Consider the following 20,268-nt stretch of genomic DNA (forward strand, 5'->3'; position numbering starts at 1 on the left):
CGATGGGACCCGGGCTCGCGGCTGCCGGTAGGACGAGCGGTTCAGACCGCCGGCGGCGCCGGCGGGTCGGACTCGGTCCGCTTCTCCGTCGTGGCCTGGCGACCCTCGTGGTCGGTGGTGGTCGCGACCGTCGTGTGGCGGCGGCGCGTGTTCGTCTGGACGGCGGTGATCGCGATGACCAGCAGGCCGGCCAGGCACAGGATGTAGCCGACCATCGTGAGGTCGACCGCGCTGATCATGTCCTGCACGGCGAAGGCCAGGATGAGGCCGAGCGCCAGGAGGAAGACGCCGAGTCCGTAACCCATGGGATGTCTCCAGGTGGTTGGGGGGATGGTGAGGTGCTCGTGGAACCTAACGAAGATCCGACCGGACCGTGACGCGGGACGCGGCGCCGCGCGGTCTCGCCCACCCGCAGGGGTGGCACTCAGCAGCCCGGCGTGTTCATCGGCAGCAGCACCCCGGCGTCCACGTCCAGCACGCGCAGTCCCTCCACCCGCCGAACCTCCTTGTCCACCACCCGCAGGGTGCAGATCCGGCGGCCCTGGTAGGTGATGATCCCGGGGTCCACCCACGCCGACGGCGCATACCAGGCGGCCTCCCGGACTGCCGCCTCGTGGGAGATCAGGCTGGTCGCGACCACCGGCGTGAGGGCCACGGCGACGAGGTTGAGCACGAGCAGCAGCACGCGGGCCGCGGCCCCACCGCGTCCCGGCCACAGCCGTCCCCGGCCGATCTGGACGCTGACGACGACGGCCACGAGCAGGACCGGCGCGCCGTACCCGCGCAGCGAAGGGAGCACGTCCAGACCCAGCCCGCGAGACCCGTTGCCCAGCACCAGGTCGACCAGCTGGACGGCCACGTAGGCACGCAGCAACCACCAGGCAGGGCGCAGCGCCTGCGCGAAGCCCCAGGGGTCGCCGGGGAGGCCGGTGGCGACGGCGTCCCAGCGTCGCCGGGCTCCGTCGAACCAGCGGTCGACGCTCGCCCCCACGGCCCGCGGCCGCCGGGGCGGCGGGGCGGCCGGCGGGAGGCCGGCGGCGGCACGCAGCTCGGCGGCGTACGTCGCGGGGTCGCCCAGCGCCTGCGTCCCCCGCTCGGCGACCAGGTCGGCCGTGTCGGCCTCGAGGCCGCCCAGCAGCTCCTCGCGCTCGTCGGCGTCGAGGTCGGCGAAGTGCGCCCGCACGTCGGTGACGAAGCGCTCGACGTCGGGACTGGTGGTCGAGGTGGTGCTCATGCGGTGGCCCCCTGGAGCAGGTCGGTGACGGTGGTGGAGAAGTGGGCCCAGTCGTCGCGCTGGGTCTTGAGCTGGTCGCGACCGGCGGGGGTGATGCCGTAGTACTTGCGGTGCGGCCCGCTCTCGGACGGCACGACGTACGACGTCAGCGCCCCCGCGGCGTAGAGCCGGCGCAGCGTGCCGTAGACCGAGGCGTCCCCCACCTCGTCAAGCCCCGCGGCGCGCAGCCGCCGGACGACGTCGTACCCGTAGCCGTCCTCGTCGTCGACCACCGCGAGCACCGCGAGGTCGAGCACCCCCTTGAGGAGCTGTGTGCTGTCCATGCGACGCACACTAGTGCGGAATGCGCACTACCGCAGCAACCGCCGGTCCGTCGGCGATTCGCCGTGCAAGGATCCGTCGGTGCCCACTCCGACCGACCGGACCACCAAGCTCGGCGTCTGCAACCTGTGCGAAGCGATCTGCGGCCTCGAGATCACCCTCGAGCGCGGGGCCGTCACGGCGGTGCGCGGCAACCCGGACGACCCGCTCTCCCGCGGTCACATCTGCCCCAAGGGGGTGGCGATCGCCGACGTGCACGCCGACCCGGACCGGCTCCGCCGGCCCGTCCGGCGCGACCGCGCCACCGGCACCTGGACCGAGATCGGGTGGGACGAGGCCTTCGACCTCGTGGCCGACGAGCTCGCCGCGACCATCAACGAGCACGGGCGCGACGCGGTCGGGATCTACCTGGGCAACCCCAACGTGCACAGCCTGGGGTCGATGACCCACGGGACCGCGCTGGTCAAGGCGCTCCGCAGCCGCAACACCTACAGCGCCACGTCCGTGGACCAGCTCCCCCACCAGCTGCTCGCCCACCTGGTGTTCGGCCACCAGCTGCTGCTGCCGGTCCCCGACATCGACCGCACCGACCACTTCCTCGTCGTCGGGGCCAACCCGATGGCGTCCAACGGCTCGCTGATGACCGTGCCCGACTTCCCCCGCCGGGTCCGCGAGCTCAAGCGCCGGGGCGGTCGGGTCGTCGTCCTCGACCCGCGGCGGACCGAGACCGCGCGGATCGCGACCGAGCACCACTTCGTACGCCCCGGGAGCGACGCCTGGGTGCTGCTCGCGATGGTGCACGTGCTCCTCGACGACGGCGTCGCCAGCGCGCCGTCGTACGCCGACGGGCTGGACGCCGTGGCGGCGGCGGTCGGTCCGTTCACCCCGGAGCGTGCGGAGGCCATGAGCGGCCTGCCGGCCGAGGAGGTACGACGCCTCGCGCGCGAGCTCGCCGCCGCGGAGAGCGGCGTGGCCTACGGCCGCGTCGGCGTGTCCACCCACGAGTTCGGCACCGTGTGCCAGTGGGCGGTCACCCTGCTCAACGTCCTCACCGGCAACCTCGACCGCGAGGGCGGCGCCATGTTCACCAGCCCGGCGATCGACGTGGTGGGGCGCGGCATCATCGGCCGCGGCCACCACGGGGCCTGGCGCTCGCGGGTGCGGGGCCTCCCGGAGACCGCCGGCGAGCTGCCGGTCTCGGCGCTGCGCGAGGAGATCGAGACGCCGGGGCAGGGGCAGGTCAGGACGATGCTCACCCTGTCGGGCAACCCGGTCCTCTCGACCCCCGACGGGGCCCGCCTCGACGAGGCGCTGTCCGGTCTCGACTTCATGGCCTCGGTCGACATCTACCTCAACGAGACGACGCGGCACGCCGACGTGGTGCTGCCGCCGACGACCGCGCTCGAGCGCGACCACTACGACCTGGTCTTCCACGCGCTGGCGGTCCGCAACACCGCCCGGTTCACGCCCGCGGTCCTGCCGGCCGGCCCGGGGACGAGGCACGACTGGCAGATCTACCGCGAGATCGCCCTCCGCACGGTCTCGCGGCTCGACCGCAAGCCGTCACGCTGGCGACGTCTCACGCTGCAGGCCCGGATGCGCACCAGCCCGACACGGCTCGTCCAGGGGCTGCTGGCCACGGGGCGCACCGGCGTCACGCTGCGCCGGCTCCGGGCCAACCCCGCCGGGATCGACCTCGGGCCGCTGCGGCCCGGCTTGCTCCCCGAGCGCCTCCGGACGCGGGACCGGCGCATCGACCTCGCGCCGCAGCTGGTCATCGACGACCTGGCCCGGCTCGCGGAGGCCGTCCCGCCGACCGAGGGCGAGCTGCTGCTGATCGGCCGCCGGCACCAGCAGGACTGCAACGCGTGGCTGCACAACGTGCCGCGGCTCACCCGCGGCCGACCGCGCCACCACCTGCTCATGCACCCCGCCGACCTGGCCGCCCGGTCGATCGACGACGGCGCGACCGTGCGGGTGACGTCGCGCGTCGGCAGCGTCGAGGTCGAGGTGGCGGCGACCGAGGACGTGATGCGCGGGGTGGTCAGCCTCCCGCACGGCTACGGCCACGCGCGCAACCCGGGGATGCTGGGCGCCGCCCGCGTGCCCGGCGTGTCGATCAACGACCTGACCGACCCCGAGCGCCTCGACGTCTCGGGCAACGCAGCACTGAGCGGCGTACCGGTCACCGTCGAGGCGCTCCCCCGCTAGCGCCTGCACGGGCCGCCCGCCCCAGGTGCCGGCCCACGAGCACGACGACGAGCGGACCCAGGACGACGCCCGTCGCGGCGCCGCCGATCTCGAACAGCCGGTCGGACCCGAGCAGGTCGGACCCGCCACTCATCGGTTCTTCCTCACCCGGTGCCGGCGGCCGGCGTCGGCGGAAAACCGCCGACGGCCGTGGTCTGCTCGCGGACGACCTGCCACCGTCCGTGCCGCTTCTCGTACAGGAACAGGTGCCAGGCGTCGTGGGCGAGCCGGCCGTGGTTCACGACGTCGACCTCGATGACGGACCGGTACCACACGACCGCCGAGGAGCCGGCGACCCGGACCTCGATGTCCGAGCGTGGTTCGAGCTCGTGGAAGTCCAGCTCGCCCGAGGCAACCATGGCGATCAGCTCGTCGCGCTCCAGCGGGACCCCCGGGGGCGGCACGAGCTCGAAGTCGTCCGCGTGCAACCGCTCGACGACGTCCATGTCCGCGTCGACCAGCGCGACGAGCCGCTGCCGCTCGAGGTGCTCGACCTGCTGCGCGGCTCGCGAGGGGTCGGTGGTGCCGACCCCGGTCCCCTGCCAGTACGTCGCCAGGCCCACGGCGAGCACGACCGCGACGCCCGCCCCGACCAGGAGACGGCGCCGCTGCGTGGGGTGACCGACGCCGTCGGCACGGCCGGTCACCCCACGTCCCCCGTGCGTCCCCGCCATGGCGTCCTCCTCGCGCCGTCCAGCCGTCCGGGCCGGCCCGACGCGGTCGCCGGCCCCCTCGTCAAGCGTGCGGGCGTCGCCACCGAGCGGCCATCCCAACCGGCTGGGATTGACCTACCATCAGGTGATGGCGACCTACCGTGGTCGGGAGCGCTGCCGCGAGCGGATCCACGCGCTCGCCGGCTCGGCCGCGGACGACGAGTCGCTCCAGCGCGAGGCCGTCGTCGAGCTCCGACGGGCCATCGGCTTCGACCGGTGGTGCTGGTCGCTCGCCGACCCCGACACCCTGGTGCCCGGCAACGGCATGGCGGACCACGACTACGGCCCGAGCCTCCCCCGTGCGCTCGAGCTCGAGTACTCCGGCCACGACGTGGGGACCAAGGCCGCGATCGCCCGACGCCGCACCTCGTCGGGCTCCCTCAGGACCGACACGGGGGGCGACCTGGCGCGGTCGCCACGCTGGGAGGAGGTGCTCGGCCCGGTGGGCATCGGCGACGTCGCCGCGGTCGCCTGCCGCGACTCCTTCGGGTGCTGGGGGTGGGTCGAGCTCTACCGCGACCGCTCGGACCACGCGTTCGCCGACGTCGACGTCGAGCTGCTCGGACTGCTGGGGCCGGCGCTGGGCACGGCCCTGCGGCGGCGGGTGACCGTCCGACCTGCGGCGGAGGGCTCCGCGACGGTGCCGCCGCCGGGGGTGCTGGTGCTCGACGCGGACCTGGGCCTCGTCAGCCAGACCGCCGCGGCGCGCGCTTGGACGGCGGCCATGCCCGGTGCCGCGATGTTCGCCCACTGGGGGATGCTGCACGCCGTCGTCTATCCCGTCGCGACCCTCGCGCGGGGCGGGGACGTCGACCGGGCGCACGCGATGCTGCCGGCCGGCGACGGGACCTGGATCAGGATCGAGGCGGCCCCCCTCGAGGGCGACGGCGCGTCCCAGGTGGCCGTCACCGTGCGGGCGGGCTCACCCGGCGAGACCTCCGACCTGGTGTGCCGGGCGCGAGGGCTGACGCGCAGGGAGCGCGAGGTGGCGGCGCTGCTGCTGGCGGGCCTCGGCACCGAGGACGTCACCCGCCGCCTGCACATCTCGCGCTACACGCTGCAGGACCACCTCAAGTCGATCTTCGCCAAGCTCGGCGTGCACAGCCGCACCGAGCTCGTGGCCGCCCTCACCGCCACCTCGCACTAGCACGCACGACGACGCCCGGCCGGGTGGACCACCCGGCCGGGCGTCGTACGCACCGGGCGCCGCCTCAGACCTTGATGCCCTCCAGCACCTGCCGCACCTCCGCGGCCGATCCGGCCGACCGCAGCCGCTCCACCTGGGCCTCGTCGGTGAACACCCCGGCGATCTTCTGCAGCAGCGCCAGGTGGTCGTCACCCGCACCGGCGATGCCGATCACGAACTCGGCCGGCTTGCCGTTCCAGTCGATGCCGTCGGGGTAGCGGACGAAGGTGATCGCCGAGCGGTTGATCGCCGACTTCGCCTCGTTGGTGCCGTGCGGGATCGCCAGCCCGTTGCCCATGTGGGTCGAGACCGAGGTCTCCCGCTCGTGCATCGAGTCGACGTACGACGGCTCGACGGCGCCGCTCGCGACGAGCAGCCGGCCCGCCTCCGTGATCGCCTCGTCCCGCGTCGTGGCGCTGCCCCGGAGCACGATCGAGCCGTCCTCGAGGACCCCGGCCGGGCCCTCCGACACGTCCTCCGCCACCGGCGCGCCGCCGCCCCGGTTGGTGCGGTCGAGCAGCTCGACGATCTCGTCGTAGCGCGGCGAGCCCATGAAGTTGTCGACCGCCACGTGCATGGCCGACGGCGTTTTCTGGCGAGCTCGGTCGGTGAGGTCCTGGTGGCTGACCACCAGGTCGAAGTCGTCCTCGAGGTTGGAGATCGCCTTGTTGACGACCGTGACGTCGGCGTGGCCGGCGGCCTGGATCTTCTTGCGCAGCACCGAGGCACCCATCGCGGAGGAGCCCATGCCCGCGTCGCAGGCGAAGACGATGGAGTGGATCGAGCCGTTGGCGGCAGCCCCGGGGGCCGTCAGCATGCCGCTGACCGAGGACTTCTTGCCCTTGTTGGCCTCCATCTGCGCGGTCGCGGCCGCGAGGTCGCCCTCGTCGTCGGCACGATCCATCTTCAGCAGCAGCGACGCCACCGTGAACGACACCGCCGCCGCACCGAACACCCCGAGGGTCACGCCCACGAACGAGCCCGAGGCGGTCTGCGCGTAGACCGCGAAGATCGAGCCGGGCGCCGCGGGGGCCCGCAGGCCCACGTCGAAGGCGACGTTGATGGCCACACCGGTCATGCCGCCGGCGATCATCGCCACGATCAGCTTGGGCTTCATCAGCACGTAGGGGAAGTAGATCTCGTGGATGCCGCCGAAGAACTGGATGATCGCGGCGCCCGGGGCCGTGGCCTTGGCCACGCCCTTGCCGAAGACCGAGTAGGCCAGCAGCAGGCCGAGGCCGGGGCCGGGGTTGGCCTCGAGCAGGAAGAGGACCGACTTGCCGGTCTCCGCCGCCTCGGTCAGGCCCAGCGGCGTGAGCACGCCGTGGTTGATGGCGTTGTTGAGGAAGACGACCTTGGCCGGCTCGATCACCAGCGAGGTGAGCGGCAGCAGGTTGTTGTCGACCAGCGCCTCCACGCCGTTGCCTAGGACCTCCATGATCTCGTTGACGATCGGCGCGACCACCCAGAAGCCCACGAGCGCCATCAGGAAGGCCACGAAGCCCGCCGAGAACATGTTGACGAGCATCTCGAAGCCCGCCCGCACCTTGCCGTCCCAGATCGCGTCGAGCCGCTTCATCACCCAGGCCGCCAGCGGGCCGAGGATCATGGCGCCGATGAACATGTGCACCTCGCCGAGCGGCGAGAACTCGCCCTCGGGGTTGCCGGCGGCGACCCAGTCGGCGAGCTCGGCCGCGTTGAACTCGGCGACCAGGAAGTCCGATCCCGCGATCGCGCCCATGACGGCGAAGGCACCCACGACGGCGCCGCGGTCGCCGTACACCATCCGGCCGCCGGTGGCGGCGATCAGGATTGGCAGGAGGTAGTGGATGGACGGCCCGACCATGGTGGCCAGGTCGGCGTTGGGCCACCAGCCCACGTCGATGAACAGGGCCGTGAGCAAGCCCCAGGCGATCAGTGCCGGGATGTTGGGCATGATCATGTTGGACAGGAACGTTCCGAACTTCTGCACGTGGACCCGCGCGCCGGGGCGCGGTGTCGTCTGTGTGGCCATTGCTTCCTCCGGAGGTGATGACGGGTGCCGCCCGGGGGTGACCCCGGTCACAGGCAGGCCACCAGTAAACCCATAATCGGGCACGTTGCCAAGCATTCGGGCAAAAATGGGTGCTCATTGATGTGGATTTACCCCCGTTCTCGACGCTACGGTGAACCGGCAACCACCCCGTCACCGCACTTGGAGGACCCGACCATGAAGGCACTGCGCTTCTACGCCCCCGAGGACGTCCGGCTCGAGGACGTGCCCGAGCCCGAGTGCGGGCCCGACGAGGTGAAGATCAAGGTCAAGAACTGCTCGACCTGCGGCACCGACGTCAAGATCAAGAAGAACGGGCACGTCAACATCACCCGCGAGACGACCCTGGGCCACGAGGTGGCCGGCGAGGTCGTCGAGGTCGGGGCCGACGCGCTCGGCGGCTTCGTGGTCGGCGACCGCGTGCAGTGCATCGCCGCGGTCCCGTGCGGTGACTGCCACGAGTGCTCGAAGGGCTGGATGGAGGTCTGCCAGAACCAGACCTCGGTCGGCTACCAGTACGACGGCGGGTTCGCGGAGTACATGATCGTCCCGGCCCAGGTCCTCAAGGTCGACGGTCTCAACCGCATCCCGGACAACGTGGGGTACGACGAGGCGTCGGCCGCGGAGCCCTTCGCCTGCGCCATCAACGCCCAGGAGCAGCTCGGCATCGAGGAGGGCGACTTCACCGTCGTCTTCGGCGCCGGCCCGATCGGCTGCATGCACATCCGCATCGCCCGCGGCGTCCACAAGGTCGGCACGGTCGTCCTCGTCGACATCAACGACGAGCGCCTGAAGATGTCGGCCGACGCCGTCCAGCCCGACCACGTCATCAACGCCGCCGAGGTCGACGTGGTGGAGAAGGTCATGGAGCTGACCGGCGGCCGGGGCGCCGACGTCATCATCACCGCCACCCCCGCCAACATCACCCAGGAGCAGGCCATCTCGATGGCCGCCCGCCAGGGCCGGATCTCCTTCTTCGGCGGGTTGCCCAAGACCGACCCGTTCATCAAGGCCGACTCCAACCTCATCCACTACCGCCAGCTTCACGTCCACGGCGCCAACGGCTCCTCCCCCGACCACAACAAGCGCGCGCTGGAGTACATCTCCACCGGCCAGGTCCCGGTCAAGGACCTGATCACCCGGCACGTCGCCCTCGACGACGTGATGAGCGTCTTCGACATCGTCGCCAAGGGTGAGGCCATCAAGGTCACCGTCGAGCCCTAGTCCCACGCGTCGACCGATCACGACCCGTCCCTCCACGCGAGGGGCGGGTCGTTCGTCGTACGGCGCTTCCGGCGAGCGGTGAGCCAGCCACCGTCCCCACCACCCGGACCGTGGCTCAGCCACCTCCACCCCGGTGTGTCCCCGGAGACACGCCTCCAACAGGTGACCGGGCCACCTTCCCGGGGCTCGGGAAGGTGGCCTGCTCACCGCTGGCCGGGCGTCGCGCGTGAGCCGGGCAGGACGGCCGTCGAGCTTCTTCCCGGCCTAGTGCACCAGGGCGCGTACGGCGTCGCGACCGGCCATCGGGTCGCTCGCGCCCAGCGCGGCCTCGGCCGCCGCCTCGCAGGTGTCCATCGACACCTGGGACAGCTGGGCGCCCACCGGTCGCACCGCGCGGGCGGCCATCGACAGCGAGGTGATGCCCATGCCGACCAGCGCGCAGGCCAGCAGCGGGTCGGCGGCCGCCTCGCCGCAGACGCCCACGGACTTGCCCGCCTGCTTGCCGGCCTCGGCGGTGATCGCGATGAGCTGGAGGACCGCCGGCTGCCAGGGGTCGGTGAGGTGGGCCAGATCGGTGGCCATCCGGTCCGCGGCCATCGCGTACTGCGTCAGGTCGTTGGTGCCGATCGAGAGGAAGTCGACGACCTCGAGCATCCGGTGCGCCAGCAGGGCGGCGCTGGGGATCTCCACCATCACGCCGGGCTTGAGGCCACGCGCACGTACCTTGTCGGCGAACTCGGCCGCCTCGGCGACGGTCGCCACCATCGGGGCCATCACCCAGGTCTCGGTCCCGGTGCGCTCGGCGGCCAGCCGGATCCCGTCGAGCTGGCGGTCCATCAGGCCCGGGTTGCCGAACGAGAGCCGCAGCCCGCGCACGCCGAGGGCCGGGTTCTCCTCGCCCGGGAGGGTCGCGAACGCGATCGGCTTGTCCGACCCGGCGTCCAGGGTGCGGATGACGACGTGCTGGCCGTCCCCGAAGGCGCCGAGCACGGAGGCGTAGATGTCGGCCTGCTCCTCGGCCGAGGGCTCCTCGGTCGCGTTGAGGAAGCAGAGCTCGGTGCGGAACAGGCCGACGCCCTGGACGGGCTCGGCGCTGGCCTGGACGGCGCTGGGGCCGTCGGCGACGTTGGCGAGGAGCTTGACCGGGATGCCGTCGGAGGTCGACGCCGGCCCCGACCACCGGGCCAGCGCCTCGCGCGCCTCGCGGCTGGCCGCGACCCGCTGGCGCGCCTCCTCGGGGTCGCCGCCGACCTCCACCTCACCTGACTCGCCGTCGACGACCAGGAAGGTGCCCGACCTGATCTCGGTGACGCCGCCGGCGCCGACCACGCACGGGATGCCCAGCTGCCGGGCGATGATCGCGGTGTGGCTGGTCGCGCCGCCGCGCTCGGTGACCAGCGCGGTGACGAGCTCGGGGTCGAGCCCGGAGGTGTCACTGGGGGCCAGGTCCTCGGCCACGAGGATGGAGGGCTCGGCCGGCGTCGGGACGCCCGGCTCGGGCTCGCCCACGAGGTGGGCGACGAGGCGGCGCTCGATGTCCTCCAGGTCGGTGACCCGCTCGGCCATCAGGCCACCCATGCTCGTGAAGATGGTGACGAACTGCTCGACGGCCCCGTCGACCGCGGTCACGATCCCCTGCCCCGCGGCCACGTTCTTGGCCACCGCGCCGCGAAGACCCTTGTCCCGGGCCAGGCCGGCGCTCGCGGTCAGCACCTCCGCCGCCGGGCCCGTGGCCTGGGCCGCCTTGCGGCTGAACCCCTCGGCCACCGCGGTGACCGCTTTGTCGTACGCCGCCATCGCAGCGTCGGCGTCGGGGAAGTCGCCGTCACCGAAGCGGGCGATCGCGTCGGGCGAGACCTCGCCGCGCACGAGCAGGGCAGGGCCGGCGGCGACTCCGGGGACGACCGGCGTACCGCGGAGGACGGAGGAGGCAGCTGTGGTCATGGACACACCGTAGTTCAGACAGTCCTTGACAATCAACAGATACGGGGATAAAACAACACAGACACAGATTGCCGGTCCGACCGGCCGCCCCACCCCTCGCCCCGCGTCCGACCTGCCACTGCAGGCCCACCCTGACCGAAGGAGCCCGGTGTACGCCGAGGAACGCCAGCAGGCCATGGCCCAGGCCATCACGCAGCACGGACGCGTCTCCGTCGCCGACCTCGCCGATGAGTTCTCGGTGACCACCGAGACCGTACGCCGCGACCTGTCCGCGCTGGAGCGCATCGGCCTCATCCGGCGCGTCCACGGCGGCGCCGTCCCGGCCAGCACGCTGGCGGTCATCGAGTCCGGGCTCACCGAGCGCGACCTGGCCAACACCGCCGCCAAGGACCTCATCGCCGCCGCGGCGGTCTCCCTGCTGCCCCCTCCGGGCTCCATGGTCATCATCGACGCGGGCTCCACGACCGCCCGCCTGGCCGCCCTGCTCCCCCGCGACCACCGCCTGACCGTCGTCACCCACGCCGTGCCGGTCGCCGCCCGTCTCGCCGGACTGCCGCAGATCGACCTGTTCCTCCTGCCGGGCAAGGTGCGGCCGACGACGCAGGCGGCCGTCGGCGCCGACACCGTCGCGGCCCTGGCGGACCTGCGTGCCGACGTCTCCTTCGTGGCGACCAACGGGCTGAGCACCAGCCACGGCCTGACCACCCCCGACCGCGAGGAGGCCGCCACCAAGCGTGCCATCGTGGCCGCCGGACGGCGTACCGTCGTGCTCTGCGACTCCAGCAAGATCGGCGTCGAGTCGTCGCTGCGCTTCGCCTCGGTCAGCGACGTCGACGTCCTGGTCACCGACTCCGCCATCAAGCCCGACGACCAGAAGGCCCTCGACGCGGCCGGCGTGGAAGTGGTGATCGCATGATCCTGACCCTCACCCCCAACCCGAGCATCGACCGCACGGTCACCCTGGCCGGCGAGCTCCTGCGCGGGCAGGTGCAGCGGGTCGAGTCGGTCACGTCGCAGGGCGGCGGCAAGGGCGTCAACATCTCCCGGGCCTCCGTCAGCGCCGGCCAGCCGACGATCGCCGTGCTCCCCGCCGCCAAGGACGACCCGTTCGTCATCGAGCTGCTGGCCTCCGGCATCGACTGCCGTCCCGTCCGGCCCGCCGGCGACATCCGCGTCAACATCGCGATCACCGAGCCGGACGGCACCACGACCAAGCTCAACTCCCCCGGCGCCACCGTCGAGCAGGTCCACCTCGACGCGATGTCGGACGCCGTGCTGGCGCGCGCCGGCGCGGCCGACTGGGCCGTGCTCGCCGGCTCGCTGCCGCCCGGCGCTCCCCCGGAGTTCTACGCCGACGTCGTACGCCGCCTGCGCGGCACCGTCGCGAAGGTCGCCGTCGACACCAGCGAGGCGCCGCTGCAGGCCCTCGTCGACGCCCTTCCCGGGTCGGCGCCCCACCTGATGAAGCCGAACGGCGAGGAGCTGGCGTCCTTCACCGGCGGGGACGCCGACGCGCTCGAGGCCGACCCGGAGAAGGCGGCCGCCGCCGCGCGCACGCTGGTCGACCGAGGCGTGCAGGCGGTGCTGGCGACGCTCGGCGGCAACGGCGCCGTGCTCGTCACCGCCGAGGGCGCCTGGCACGCCGCTCCACCGCCGACCACCGTCGTCAGCACGGTCGGCGCCGGCGACTCCAGCCTGTTCGGCTACGTCCTGGGCGACGTCAAGGGGTACTCCGCCCCCCAGCGGCTCGCCCTCGCCGTCGCCTACGGCAGCGCGGCCGCCGCGCTGCCCGGCACCACGATCCCCGAGCCGTCGCACCTCCGCACCGAGCTCGTCACCGTCACCGCCTTGGGAGGCACCTCATGACCGATCTGATCACCAGGGACCTGGTGCGCCTCGACACCGCGTGGGGCGAGGACAAGCAGGACGTGATCCGCGGCCTGGCCGGCGTCGTCGGCGACGCGGGTCGTGCCAGCGACCTCGACCAGCTCGTCGCCGACACCTTCGCCCGGGAGGAGACCTCCTCGACCGGGCTGCCCGGCGGCATCGCCATCCCCCACTGCCGCACCACCGGCGTCGAGGAGCCGACGCTGTCCTTCGCCCGGCTCCAGCCGCCGGTGGACTTCGGGGCCAAGGACGGCCCCGCCGACCTCGCCTTCCTCATCGCGGCGCCGGCCGGGGGCGACGCCACCCACCTCCAGCTGCTGACCAAGCTGGCCCGCTCGCTGGTCAAGCCGGCCTTCACCAACGCGCTGCGCGACGCCGAGGACGCCGACGAGGTCGTGGCCCTGATCAACGAGGCGCTCGACGTGACGACCCCGGCCCCGGCCGCGCCCGCCTCCGGCACCCCGGACGGCACCCCTCCCGGTGTCCCGGCCGGCGCCACGGGCGCCGCCGCCGGTGCTGCCGCCACCGCCACCTCGGCAGGCGCCGCACCCGCCGCTCCCGCGGCCGCCACCGCCACCGCCGAGCCCCGGTCGCTCGTCGCCGTCACCGCCTGCCCGACCGGCATCGCCCACACCTACATGGCGGCCGAGGCCCTCGAGGCCGCCGCCGAGCGGGCGGGCGTGCCGATCCAGGTCGAGACCCAGGGCTCGGCAGGCAGCACGCCGCTGACCCACGACACCATCGCCGCTGCCTCGGCGGTCATCTTCGCGGTCGACGTCGGGGTGCGCGACCGGTCCCGCTTCGCCGGCAAGCCGATGGTCAGCTCCGGCGTGAAGCGGCCCATCGACGACGCCGACGCGATGATCGCCGAGGCCCTCCGGTACGCCGAGGACCCGTCGGCGCCGCGCGTGGAGGGCTCGGCCGCCGAGGCCGGCGCGACCGCCGGCGGCGAGGAGTCGTGGGGCGGCCGGATCCGGCGCGTCCTGATGACCGGCGTCTCCTACATGATCCCGTTCGTCGCCGCGGGCGGCCTGCTGATCGCCCTCGGGTTCCTGTTCGGTGGCTACGAGATCACCGGCCCCGGCCAGGAGATCGCGACCACCAACACCCTGTTCAACCTCCCCGACCTGGAGGAGGCCGGCCTCGAGCACGCCCTGTTCGACAGCCCCCTGATGGCCTACCTCGGGGCGCTGTTCTTCACCCTGGGTGGTGCGGCCTTCGGCTTCCTCGTCCCCGCGCTGGCCGGCTACATCGCCTACGCCATCGCCGACCGCCCGGGCATCGCGCCGGGCTTCGTGATGGGCGCCATCGCCGTCACCCTCAACAGCGGCTTCCTCGGCGGCATCGTCGGTGGTGTGCTGGCTGGCATGGCGGCGCACTGGATCGCCAGCTGGAAGGTGCCCACCTGGATGCGCGGCCTGATGCCCGTGCTGGTGATCCCGCTGCTGGCCACCATGATCAGCGGCTTCATCATGGTCGTCGTCCTCGGCAAGCCGCTGGCCGCGCTCATGGACGCCCTCAGCGACGGGCTCAACAGCCTCAGCGGCGGGTCCGCCGTCATCCTGGGCATCATCGTCGGCCTGATGATGGCCTTCGACATGGGTGGCCCGCTCAACAAGACCGCCTACGCCTTCGCCACCGCCGGCCTCGGTGCTGCCGCCACCTCCACCGACGCCCCGGAGCTGCGCGTGATGGCGGCGGTGATGCTGGCCGGCATGGTCCCGCCGCTCGCCCTCGCCCTGGCGACCGTCGTCCGGCCCAGCCTGTTCACCGTCCCCGAGCGGGAGAACGGCAAGGCGGCCTGGCTCATGGGCGCGTCGTTCATCACCGAGGGAGCCATCCCGTTCGCCGCGGCCGACCCGATCCGGGTCATCCCCTCGATCATGGCCGGCAGCGCGGTCACCGGGGCCCTCTCCATGCTGACCGAGGTGACGCTGCGCGCCCCGCACGGCGGCATCTTCGTCCTCTTCGCGGTGGACGGCGTCGTGTGGTTCCTCGTCTCCCTGGTGGCGGGAGTGCTGGTCGCGGCCGGCATGGTCGTCGCCCTAAAGAGCATCGGCCCCTCCGACGCCGACGTCGCTACCGTCTGACCAGCTCGTCCAACCCACGAAGGAGCACACATGCCCACCAAGTCCGTCGTCGTCGGCTCGGCCGTCGGCCTGCACGCCCGTCCCGCCGCGATCATCGCCGAGGCCGCCGAGGCCCTCGACGCCACGGTGACCATCAACGGCGTCGACGCCAGCTCATCGCTGATGATCATGACCCTCGGCGCCGGCAACGGCGACACGGTCGAGGTGGAGAGCGACGACCAGTCCGCCCTCGACGCGATCGCGAAGCTCGTCGAGCAGGACCTCGACGCCTGACCGCCTGACCGGACCGACGGGCCGGCGTCCCCACCGGGGCGCCGGCCCGTCGTCGTACGACGCGGGGTCAGGGCGTCCGCTGGGCCTCGCGCTCGCGCAGCGTGAGGTAGACCGCCCGCACGCCGACCGCCTTCTCCAGGTGCCGGGTCACGGTGGCGAAGAACTGGCCGCGGTAGGACTCGTCGGTGATGGCCGACACCGTGAAGTAGAGCCCCGAGAAGGACGACAGGAACAGCGACACCTTGACCAGCTCGGCGGAGACGTTGGGCACGAACGCCAGGTGCGAGGTGGGCGCGCCCGTCCACGACCGCTGCACGCTCTCCTCGAGGATGAGCGACCCGAAGACCAGCAGGAAGCCGAACACGGCCGCCACCAGCACGAGCACCTGGACGGCCTGGATCACGAGCAGGACGACGACGAGGTTCCAGCGGTCGTACCCGCTGATGTGCGCGTGGGCCGCCGGGTCGGCCCCCGGGTCCTCGACCATCTGCCGCGACACCTCCTCCAGCGGCGTGTCGCGGCAGGCGCGCAGGAGGAAGGCGTCGTCGACCGCGTCGTCCGCTTGGTCGACCTCCTCGGGGAGCCGGACGAGGAGGAACACCGTGCCGAGCCCCAGCAGGAGCAGGGCGGTGAGCCACAGCGTCCCGAAGCCGAGGCTGGCCGCCATCTGCCAGGCCTCGGCGTTGATGAAGAGGAAGGCCACGAAGACGAGCAGCAGCGGCAGGGCCCGGGACGCGGTGGACACCACGGACCCGAGGCTGGAGAGCGTGCGCTTGAGGGCCCAACCCACGATGGGCCGGGCGCGCAGGGCGGTCAGCGCGTAGGCCAGCGCGCCGAGGCCGACCACCGTCAGCAGGACCGCCGGGGCCGCCGCGACCTGGCTGGAGAGCCAGCCGAGGAGGCCCGCCAGCGATGCGGCCACCACGACCAGCACCCCCAGCGCAGGAAGGACCCGCCGCGGGGTGAGTGCCTCCCGGGCGGCCGCCCGCTCGGAGGGCACGAAGTAGGAGAGGCCGTGCTCGAGGAACCACACCTCGGTGGCGGCGAGCGGGTCGGCGGGACGGGGCTTCGGGCTCACCGCTGCTGCCCGAGCAGCGTCCGCGCGCGGCGTACGTCGTCGTGCATGGTCTCGACGAGCGCCTCGACGCCGTCGAAGCGCACCATCCCGCGCAGCCGCTCGACGAACTCCACCTCGACCTCGACGCCGTAGAGCTCGAGGTCGTCGCGGTCCAGGACGTAGGACTCCACGCGGCGCTCGCGGTCGCCGTCGAAGGTCGGGTTGGTGCCCACGCTGATGGCGGCCGGGAAGCGCTCGCCGGTGTCGTGGCGGGTCAGCCAGCCGGCGTAGACGCCGTCGGCCGGGGCGGCCTCGTCGACCGGGGTCGGGACGTTGGCCGTCGGGTAGCCGAGCTCGCGGCCACGCTGGTCGCCCTTGACGACGACGCCACGGACGCTGAAGGGACGGCCGAGCGCCTCGGCCGCACCGGCGACGTCACCCGTCGCCAGGCACTGCCGGACGTACGTCGAGCTCCACACCTGCGGGCCTCCGTCGAGGGCGATCCCCTCCACCACGAAGTCCCGCTCGGCGCCGGCCGCCCGCAGCAGCGCCACGTCGCCGGCCGCCTTGTTGCCGAAGCGGAAGTTGGCCCCGACCACGACGGCCCGGGCGTGCAGGGTGCCCACCAGCACCCGGTCGATGAACTCCTCGGGGCTCCACCCCGCGATCGACCGGTCGAAGGGGATGACCAGTATCGCGTCGACCCCCGTCTGCTCGAGGAATCGGGCCCGGGTCTCCACCGAGCTGAGGATCGGCGGCGCGTGCTCGGGACGCAGCACGGCCATCGGGTGGGGGTCGAACGTCACCACCACGACCGTCTCGACACCGAGCTCGTCCGCCGTCGACCGCGTCTGCGCCAGCACGTGCTGGTGGCCGAGGTGCACGCCGTCGAAGTTGCCGATCGTGACGACCGTGCGACCGAGGTCGGCCGGCACGTCGTCGAAGGAACGCCAGGTCTGCACGGGCGAAAGCCTCCCACAACCCGGATGTGGGAGGCCGTCGTGGTCGGCGTCAGGACGAGCCGCCGCCACCCACCTTGATCGTGCGGATCATCCCCATGAAGGCGTGCGGCATGCCACCCATGGACGCGTCGGGCCAGAAGCAGAGGACGCCGTAGGTGCCCTTGGGCAGCGAGTAGTCGAAGGCCATGGTGAGGCCGGGGCCGAGGACCGCGGAGTCCAGGCTGTTGCGGAAGTTCATCGGCGGCGGACCCTCCTCACCCTGCATCGCGGCCCGGACCCAGGCGCGGAGGTCCTTGATGGTCTTGCCCTTCTTCATCTGGGCCATCACGATGAAGTGGTTGGAGTCGGAGAAGTTCTTGAACGTCAGCAGCCCCTTCTTCGGGATCGAGGCCGGCTTCCCCGCCCACTTGGTGCTCTGGACGGCCTTGAGCTTCGGGCCCGTGGGCATCGAGGCTCCCGTGTCCGCACCGGCGACCGTGAAGGGCACGAAGGCACTGGCGTCCTCGTTGCGCACGTCGAGTGCCCAGTACGTGCCGACCGCCAGGTCGACCCACAGCGTCCCCGGGCTCCCGGGCTTCGCGGTGGCGCCGCCGAGGAGGGTGACGTTGCGCTCGAACCTCTTGAGGGCCTTGATCTTGCCCTTGTTGAGTCCGTTCTTGACGTCGGCAGCCGCCTGCTCGGGCGTGTAGCCCTCGGCTGGCTGGACGACCTGGAAGGACGAGTTCTTGGCACTGGTGACCTCGAACTCGTTGACGCCCGGCTGGACGGTGGCCGGCATGGTGACCATCCGCGAGCTGTCGATGGTGACCGCGACGGGTGCAGCCTGGCTGCGAGAGGTGTCGGTGGACGCCCCCGCGGCTCCCACCAGTCCCCCTCCCACGACCAGCGTCAGGCTCGCGGCCAGGGCCCCGAGTGTGCGTGCAGACATGTGTCTCTCCCCTCAGAGGTGACGGCGGGCGACAGCACCGCCGCGCCCCACCTTGCTCCGGTCGCCGTCCGGGGTCCACCGATTTGGTGCTGTCCCCCTGCGCCTGACTAGACCGGGTCGGCCGACGCGGGCGGCTGCAGGAGGTCCGCCCCGATCCGACGCGTGGCCGACGCGAAGCCCAGCCAGGTGTGCCGGTTTCGCCACCAGCACCACCCCACCTTGGGCGCGCCCCGGCGCTCCTTCCCGTCGCGTCCGGTGCCCCCGCTGATCCACAGCGCGGGCGTGCGGGCGTCGAACCCTCCCGCCGTCCTGGGGCGCCGCGAGGCGATGGTCATGAAGCACGCGCCGGGGTCGAGCCGGTCGGGCTCCTGGAGGATCCAGCTGATCCCCTCGTGGATCGTCAGCGGGAGGCGCCCGCTCCGGTCGAGGGAGGCCTGGGCCTCCTCGGGGCTCCAGTTGAGCATCTCGTCGCCGCGGTGCACGCCCTCGACGAGGTAGAGCGGCGACTCCGGGAGCACGACCTGCGGCACGAACTCGTGCAGGTCGGTCATGTCCTCCACCACGAACCCGGGCCGGCCACCGCGGACCAGGCAGGTCGCCAGGACCGCGGCGGGCACGACGTCGTGGTGCAGGGCGAGCACCGTGCCGGGCACGTCGGGCAGGGCGGCCGCCCACTCCTCGACCCGGGCGGGCGTCACCCCGGCCGCGGCGGCCACCCCGGCCGCCACCAGGCGGCGTACCTGCTCGTGACGCTTGCTCGAGAGATCCGTCAGGTCCGTCATCGTCCTCCTCGGTCGTTCGGCAGGAGGTCAACGCACGGGTGCGGCGCGGAGTTCCGCGTCAGCCGACGAAGACGGCGACCGGACGGGCGCCGGTCCCGGACTGCTCGTAGAGCGCCAGGAAGGTGCCGTCCGGGGCGAAGAGGGCGTGCTCGCCCGGGCCCGGGAGGACCAGGTCGACGGCGCGGCCGACGCGCACGTGGGCTGCGGCATCGTCGTCGAGGTCCACCGCGGGGAAGGTCGCCCGCGCCGCGTCCGCGATGGGCAGCACCGAGGGGTGCTCGGCCAGGTCCTCCAGCGTGCGTGCCACCGACAGGTCGAACGGGCCGACCGCCGTACGCCGCAGCGCGACGAGGTGCCCGCCCACCCCGAGGGCGGCGCCCACGTCACGGGCGATGGCGCGGACGTAGGTCCCGCTCGAGCAGCGCACCGAGACGTCGACGTCGCTCCCCCGCACCTCGAGGACCTCGAGGTCGTGGATCGTCACGCGCCGGGCCGGGAGGTCGACGTCCTCGCCCTCCCGGACGCGCTGGTAGGCACGCTTGCCGTCGACCTTGATGGCCGAGACGGCCGTCGGCTTCTGGTCGATGTCTCCGACGAAGGCGGCGAGGGCCTCGCGGACCTGCTGGTCGGTCAGGTGGTCGGTGGCGGCGGTCGCCACCACCTCGCCCTCGGCGTCGTCGGTCGTCGTGGAGGCACCGAGCCGGATCGTGGCGTCGTACCCCTTCTCGGTCAGCATCAGGTGCCCGAGCAGCCGGGTGGCGCGGTTGACGCCGAGCACCAGCACCCCGGTCGCCATCGGGTCCAGGGTGCCGGCGTGGCCGACCTTGCGGGTGCCGAGCGCGCGACGCACCCGGGCCACGACGTCGTGCGAGGTCATGCCGCCGGGCTTGTCGATGACGACCAGCCCGTCGGCGACGGGGGACGTCACCCGTCCTCGGGCTCGTCCTCGTCGAGGGCGTCCTCGTCGTCCTCGCGCGGCTTCCTGTAGGGGTCCTCGTCGCCGGCGTACGCCGTCCCGCGGCGCGCGGCGACCTCCTCGTCGAGGGCGCGGGCGCGGGCCAGCACCTCGTCGAGGGCGCGTGCGCTCTCGGGGAGCGCGTCGGGGATGAAGGTCAGGGTCGGCACGATGCGCATGCCGAGCTGCTTGGCGACCTCGGACCGGATCAGGCCCTTGGCCGACTCCAGCGCCGCGGCCGTGCTCTCCCGGTCCTCGTCCTCACCGAGCACGGTGTAGAAGATCGACGCCTGCTGGGAGTCACCGGTGACGCGGACGTCGGTGACGGTCACGAAGCCGAGGCGCGGGTCCTTGATCCGACGCTCGAGCATCTCGGCGACGACGACCTGGATGCGGTCGGCGATCTTGCGGACGCGGGGGTTGCTCATGG

At 72.7% G+C, this 20,268-nt stretch carries 20 protein-coding genes; 7 read left to right on the top strand and 13 right to left on the bottom strand.

Translation table 11 applies throughout. From position 1 onward, the window contains the following. Window positions 1-41 precede the first annotated feature (41 nt). From DAI17_RS19590 to DAI17_RS19600, 3 genes are all read right to left on the bottom strand, one after another. Window positions 42-305 (bottom strand): DUF6458 family protein, encoded by a 264-nt coding sequence (locus DAI17_RS19590; RefSeq protein WP_107774921.1) that lies wholly within the window; start codon window positions 303-305, stop codon window positions 42-44. A gap of 119 nt (window positions 306-424) precedes the next feature. Further along, window positions 425-1,234, bottom strand: coding sequence for a hypothetical protein (locus tag DAI17_RS19595; protein ID WP_107774922.1), 810 nt, complete (start codon window positions 1,232-1,234; stop codon window positions 425-427). Further along, window positions 1,231-1,557: a PadR family transcriptional regulator gene (locus DAI17_RS19600; protein WP_199905223.1), complete on the bottom strand. Its 327-nt coding sequence runs from the start codon at window positions 1,555-1,557 to the stop codon at window positions 1,231-1,233. Before DAI17_RS19600 ends, DAI17_RS19595 begins: the two co-directional genes overlap by 4 nt. Before the next feature lie 79 nt (window positions 1,558-1,636). Here DAI17_RS19600 and DAI17_RS19605 point away from each other — a divergent pair, with 79 nt between their 5' ends. Continuing rightward, window positions 1,637-3,766, top strand: a complete 2,130-nt coding sequence (locus DAI17_RS19605) for a molybdopterin-dependent oxidoreductase (RefSeq protein ID WP_234412617.1) — start codon at window positions 1,637-1,639, stop codon at window positions 3,764-3,766. On the opposite strand, the gene DAI17_RS21105 is transcribed toward DAI17_RS19605, so the two are convergent. Further along, on the bottom strand, window positions 3,741-3,899 hold the full coding sequence (locus DAI17_RS21105; RefSeq protein WP_159081656.1) for a hypothetical protein: 159 nt from the start codon (window positions 3,897-3,899) through the stop codon (window positions 3,741-3,743). The two genes, DAI17_RS19605 and DAI17_RS21105, sit on opposite strands and share 26 nt — an antisense overlap. Window positions 3,900-3,909: 10 nt before the next feature. Next, window positions 3,910-4,479: a nuclear transport factor 2 family protein gene (locus DAI17_RS19610; protein WP_107774924.1), complete on the bottom strand. Its 570-nt coding sequence runs from the start codon at window positions 4,477-4,479 to the stop codon at window positions 3,910-3,912. Window positions 4,480-4,606: 127 nt separating this feature from the next. Here DAI17_RS19610 and DAI17_RS19615 point away from each other — a divergent pair, with 127 nt between their 5' ends. Continuing rightward, on the top strand, window positions 4,607-5,665 hold the full coding sequence (locus DAI17_RS19615) for a helix-turn-helix transcriptional regulator (RefSeq protein ID WP_159081657.1): 1,059 nt from the start codon (window positions 4,607-4,609) through the stop codon (window positions 5,663-5,665). Between the two features lie 64 nt (window positions 5,666-5,729). Here the strand turns inward: DAI17_RS19615 and DAI17_RS19620 are convergent, their stop codons facing one another. After that, the gene (locus DAI17_RS19620) at window positions 5,730-7,718 is read right to left on the bottom strand and encodes a PTS mannitol transporter subunit IICBA (protein ID WP_107774926.1); all 1,989 of its coding nucleotides are present in this window, start codon (window positions 7,716-7,718) and stop codon (window positions 5,730-5,732) included. Window positions 7,719-7,913: 195 nt separating this feature from the next. Between DAI17_RS19620 and DAI17_RS19625 the strand changes: the two genes are divergently transcribed. Continuing rightward, window positions 7,914-8,960 carry a zinc-dependent dehydrogenase gene (locus DAI17_RS19625; protein ID WP_107774927.1) on the top strand — a complete coding sequence of 349 codons (1,047 nt, stop codon included), beginning with the start codon at window positions 7,914-7,916 and terminating at the stop codon, window positions 8,958-8,960. Between the two features lie 264 nt (window positions 8,961-9,224). On the opposite strand, the gene ptsP is transcribed toward DAI17_RS19625, so the two are convergent. After that, the gene (gene ptsP, locus DAI17_RS19630; RefSeq protein ID WP_107774928.1) at window positions 9,225-10,904 is read right to left on the bottom strand and encodes a phosphoenolpyruvate--protein phosphotransferase; all 1,680 of its coding nucleotides are present in this window, start codon (window positions 10,902-10,904) and stop codon (window positions 9,225-9,227) included. A 148-nt stretch (window positions 10,905-11,052) separates the two neighbouring features. Here ptsP and DAI17_RS19635 point away from each other — a divergent pair, with 148 nt between their 5' ends. The 4 genes from DAI17_RS19635 to DAI17_RS19650 are packed head-to-tail and all read left to right on the top strand — an operon-like array spanning window position 11,053 to window position 15,154. Further along, complete coding sequence (locus DAI17_RS19635) at window positions 11,053-11,820, top strand: DeoR/GlpR family DNA-binding transcription regulator (protein WP_107774929.1); 768 nt, start codon at window positions 11,053-11,055, stop codon at window positions 11,818-11,820. Further along, a complete protein-coding gene (locus tag DAI17_RS19640; RefSeq protein ID WP_107774930.1) occupies window positions 11,817-12,770 on the top strand; it encodes a 1-phosphofructokinase family hexose kinase in 954 nt (317 codons plus the stop codon). Before DAI17_RS19635 ends, DAI17_RS19640 begins: the two co-directional genes overlap by 4 nt. Continuing rightward, the gene (locus tag DAI17_RS19645) at window positions 12,767-14,881 is read left to right on the top strand and encodes a PTS fructose transporter subunit IIABC (protein ID WP_107774931.1); all 2,115 of its coding nucleotides are present in this window, start codon (window positions 12,767-12,769) and stop codon (window positions 14,879-14,881) included. Before DAI17_RS19640 ends, DAI17_RS19645 begins: the two co-directional genes overlap by 4 nt. 30 nt (window positions 14,882-14,911) lie before the next feature. Then, entirely contained in the window at window positions 14,912-15,154 is a 243-nt protein-coding gene (locus DAI17_RS19650; protein ID WP_107774932.1) for an HPr family phosphocarrier protein, read from the top strand. A 67-nt stretch (window positions 15,155-15,221) separates the two neighbouring features. On the opposite strand, the gene DAI17_RS19655 is transcribed toward DAI17_RS19650, so the two are convergent. From DAI17_RS19655 to rbfA, 6 genes are all read right to left on the bottom strand, one after another. Next, window positions 15,222-16,232, bottom strand: a complete 1,011-nt coding sequence (locus tag DAI17_RS19655) for a hypothetical protein (RefSeq protein ID WP_107774933.1) — start codon at window positions 16,230-16,232, stop codon at window positions 15,222-15,224. Continuing rightward, on the bottom strand, window positions 16,229-17,173 hold the full coding sequence (locus DAI17_RS19660; protein ID WP_107774934.1) for a bifunctional riboflavin kinase/FAD synthetase: 945 nt from the start codon (window positions 17,171-17,173) through the stop codon (window positions 16,229-16,231). The genes DAI17_RS19655 and DAI17_RS19660 overlap by 4 nt, the downstream gene beginning before the upstream one ends. A 49-nt stretch (window positions 17,174-17,222) precedes the next feature. After that, window positions 17,223-18,101, bottom strand: a complete 879-nt coding sequence (locus DAI17_RS19665; RefSeq protein WP_107774935.1) for a hypothetical protein — start codon at window positions 18,099-18,101, stop codon at window positions 17,223-17,225. Window positions 18,102-18,208: 107 nt separating this feature from the next. Next, window positions 18,209-18,883, bottom strand: a complete 675-nt coding sequence (locus DAI17_RS19670; RefSeq protein ID WP_107774936.1) for a DUF5701 family protein — start codon at window positions 18,881-18,883, stop codon at window positions 18,209-18,211. A 58-nt stretch (window positions 18,884-18,941) separates the two neighbouring features. Continuing rightward, a complete protein-coding gene (truB, locus tag DAI17_RS19675) occupies window positions 18,942-19,811 on the bottom strand; it encodes a tRNA pseudouridine(55) synthase TruB (RefSeq protein WP_107774937.1) in 870 nt (289 codons plus the stop codon). Beyond that, window positions 19,808-20,266 carry a 30S ribosome-binding factor RbfA gene (rbfA, locus tag DAI17_RS19680; RefSeq protein ID WP_107774938.1) on the bottom strand — a complete coding sequence of 153 codons (459 nt, stop codon included), beginning with the start codon at window positions 20,264-20,266 and terminating at the stop codon, window positions 19,808-19,810. Before rbfA ends, truB begins: the two co-directional genes overlap by 4 nt. Window positions 20,267-20,268 lie beyond the last annotated feature (2 nt).

Source organism: Nocardioides sediminis (assembly GCF_003047295.1).
GTDB lineage: Bacteria > Actinomycetota > Actinomycetes > Propionibacteriales > Nocardioidaceae > Nocardioides > Nocardioides sediminis.

Excerpts from the sequence above, each read along its gene's own strand:
- DAI17_RS19645 (WP_107774931.1), top strand. The coding sequence starts at position 12,767 with ATGACCGATCTGATCACCAGGGACCTGGTGCGCCTCGACACCGCGTGG.
- rbfA (WP_107774938.1), bottom strand. The coding sequence starts at position 20,266 with ATGAGCAACCCCCGCGTCCGCAAGATCGCCGACCGCATCCAGGTCGTC.
- DAI17_RS19650 (WP_107774932.1), top strand. The coding sequence starts at position 14,912 with ATGCCCACCAAGTCCGTCGTCGTCGGCTCGGCCGTCGGCCTGCACGCC.
- DAI17_RS19595 (WP_107774922.1), bottom strand. The coding sequence starts at position 1,234 with ATGAGCACCACCTCGACCACCAGTCCCGACGTCGAGCGCTTCGTCACC.
- DAI17_RS19600 (WP_199905223.1), bottom strand. The coding sequence starts at position 1,557 with ATGGACAGCACACAGCTCCTCAAGGGGGTGCTCGACCTCGCGGTGCTC.
- DAI17_RS19625 (WP_107774927.1), top strand. The coding sequence starts at position 7,914 with ATGAAGGCACTGCGCTTCTACGCCCCCGAGGACGTCCGGCTCGAGGAC.
- DAI17_RS19610 (WP_107774924.1), bottom strand. The coding sequence starts at position 4,479 with ATGGCGGGGACGCACGGGGGACGTGGGGTGACCGGCCGTGCCGACGGC.
- ptsP (WP_107774928.1), bottom strand. The coding sequence starts at position 10,904 with ATGACCACAGCTGCCTCCTCCGTCCTCCGCGGTACGCCGGTCGTCCCC.
- DAI17_RS19670 (WP_107774936.1), bottom strand. The coding sequence starts at position 18,883 with ATGACGGACCTGACGGATCTCTCGAGCAAGCGTCACGAGCAGGTACGC.
- DAI17_RS19620 (WP_107774926.1), bottom strand. The coding sequence starts at position 7,718 with ATGGCCACACAGACGACACCGCGCCCCGGCGCGCGGGTCCACGTGCAG.
- DAI17_RS19665 (WP_107774935.1), bottom strand. The coding sequence starts at position 18,101 with ATGTCTGCACGCACACTCGGGGCCCTGGCCGCGAGCCTGACGCTGGTC.
- DAI17_RS19640 (WP_107774930.1), top strand. The coding sequence starts at position 11,817 with ATGATCCTGACCCTCACCCCCAACCCGAGCATCGACCGCACGGTCACC.
- DAI17_RS19590 (WP_107774921.1), bottom strand. The coding sequence starts at position 305 with ATGGGTTACGGACTCGGCGTCTTCCTCCTGGCGCTCGGCCTCATCCTG.
- DAI17_RS19615 (WP_159081657.1), top strand. The coding sequence starts at position 4,607 with ATGGCGACCTACCGTGGTCGGGAGCGCTGCCGCGAGCGGATCCACGCG.
- DAI17_RS21105 (WP_159081656.1), bottom strand. The coding sequence starts at position 3,899 with ATGAGTGGCGGGTCCGACCTGCTCGGGTCCGACCGGCTGTTCGAGATC.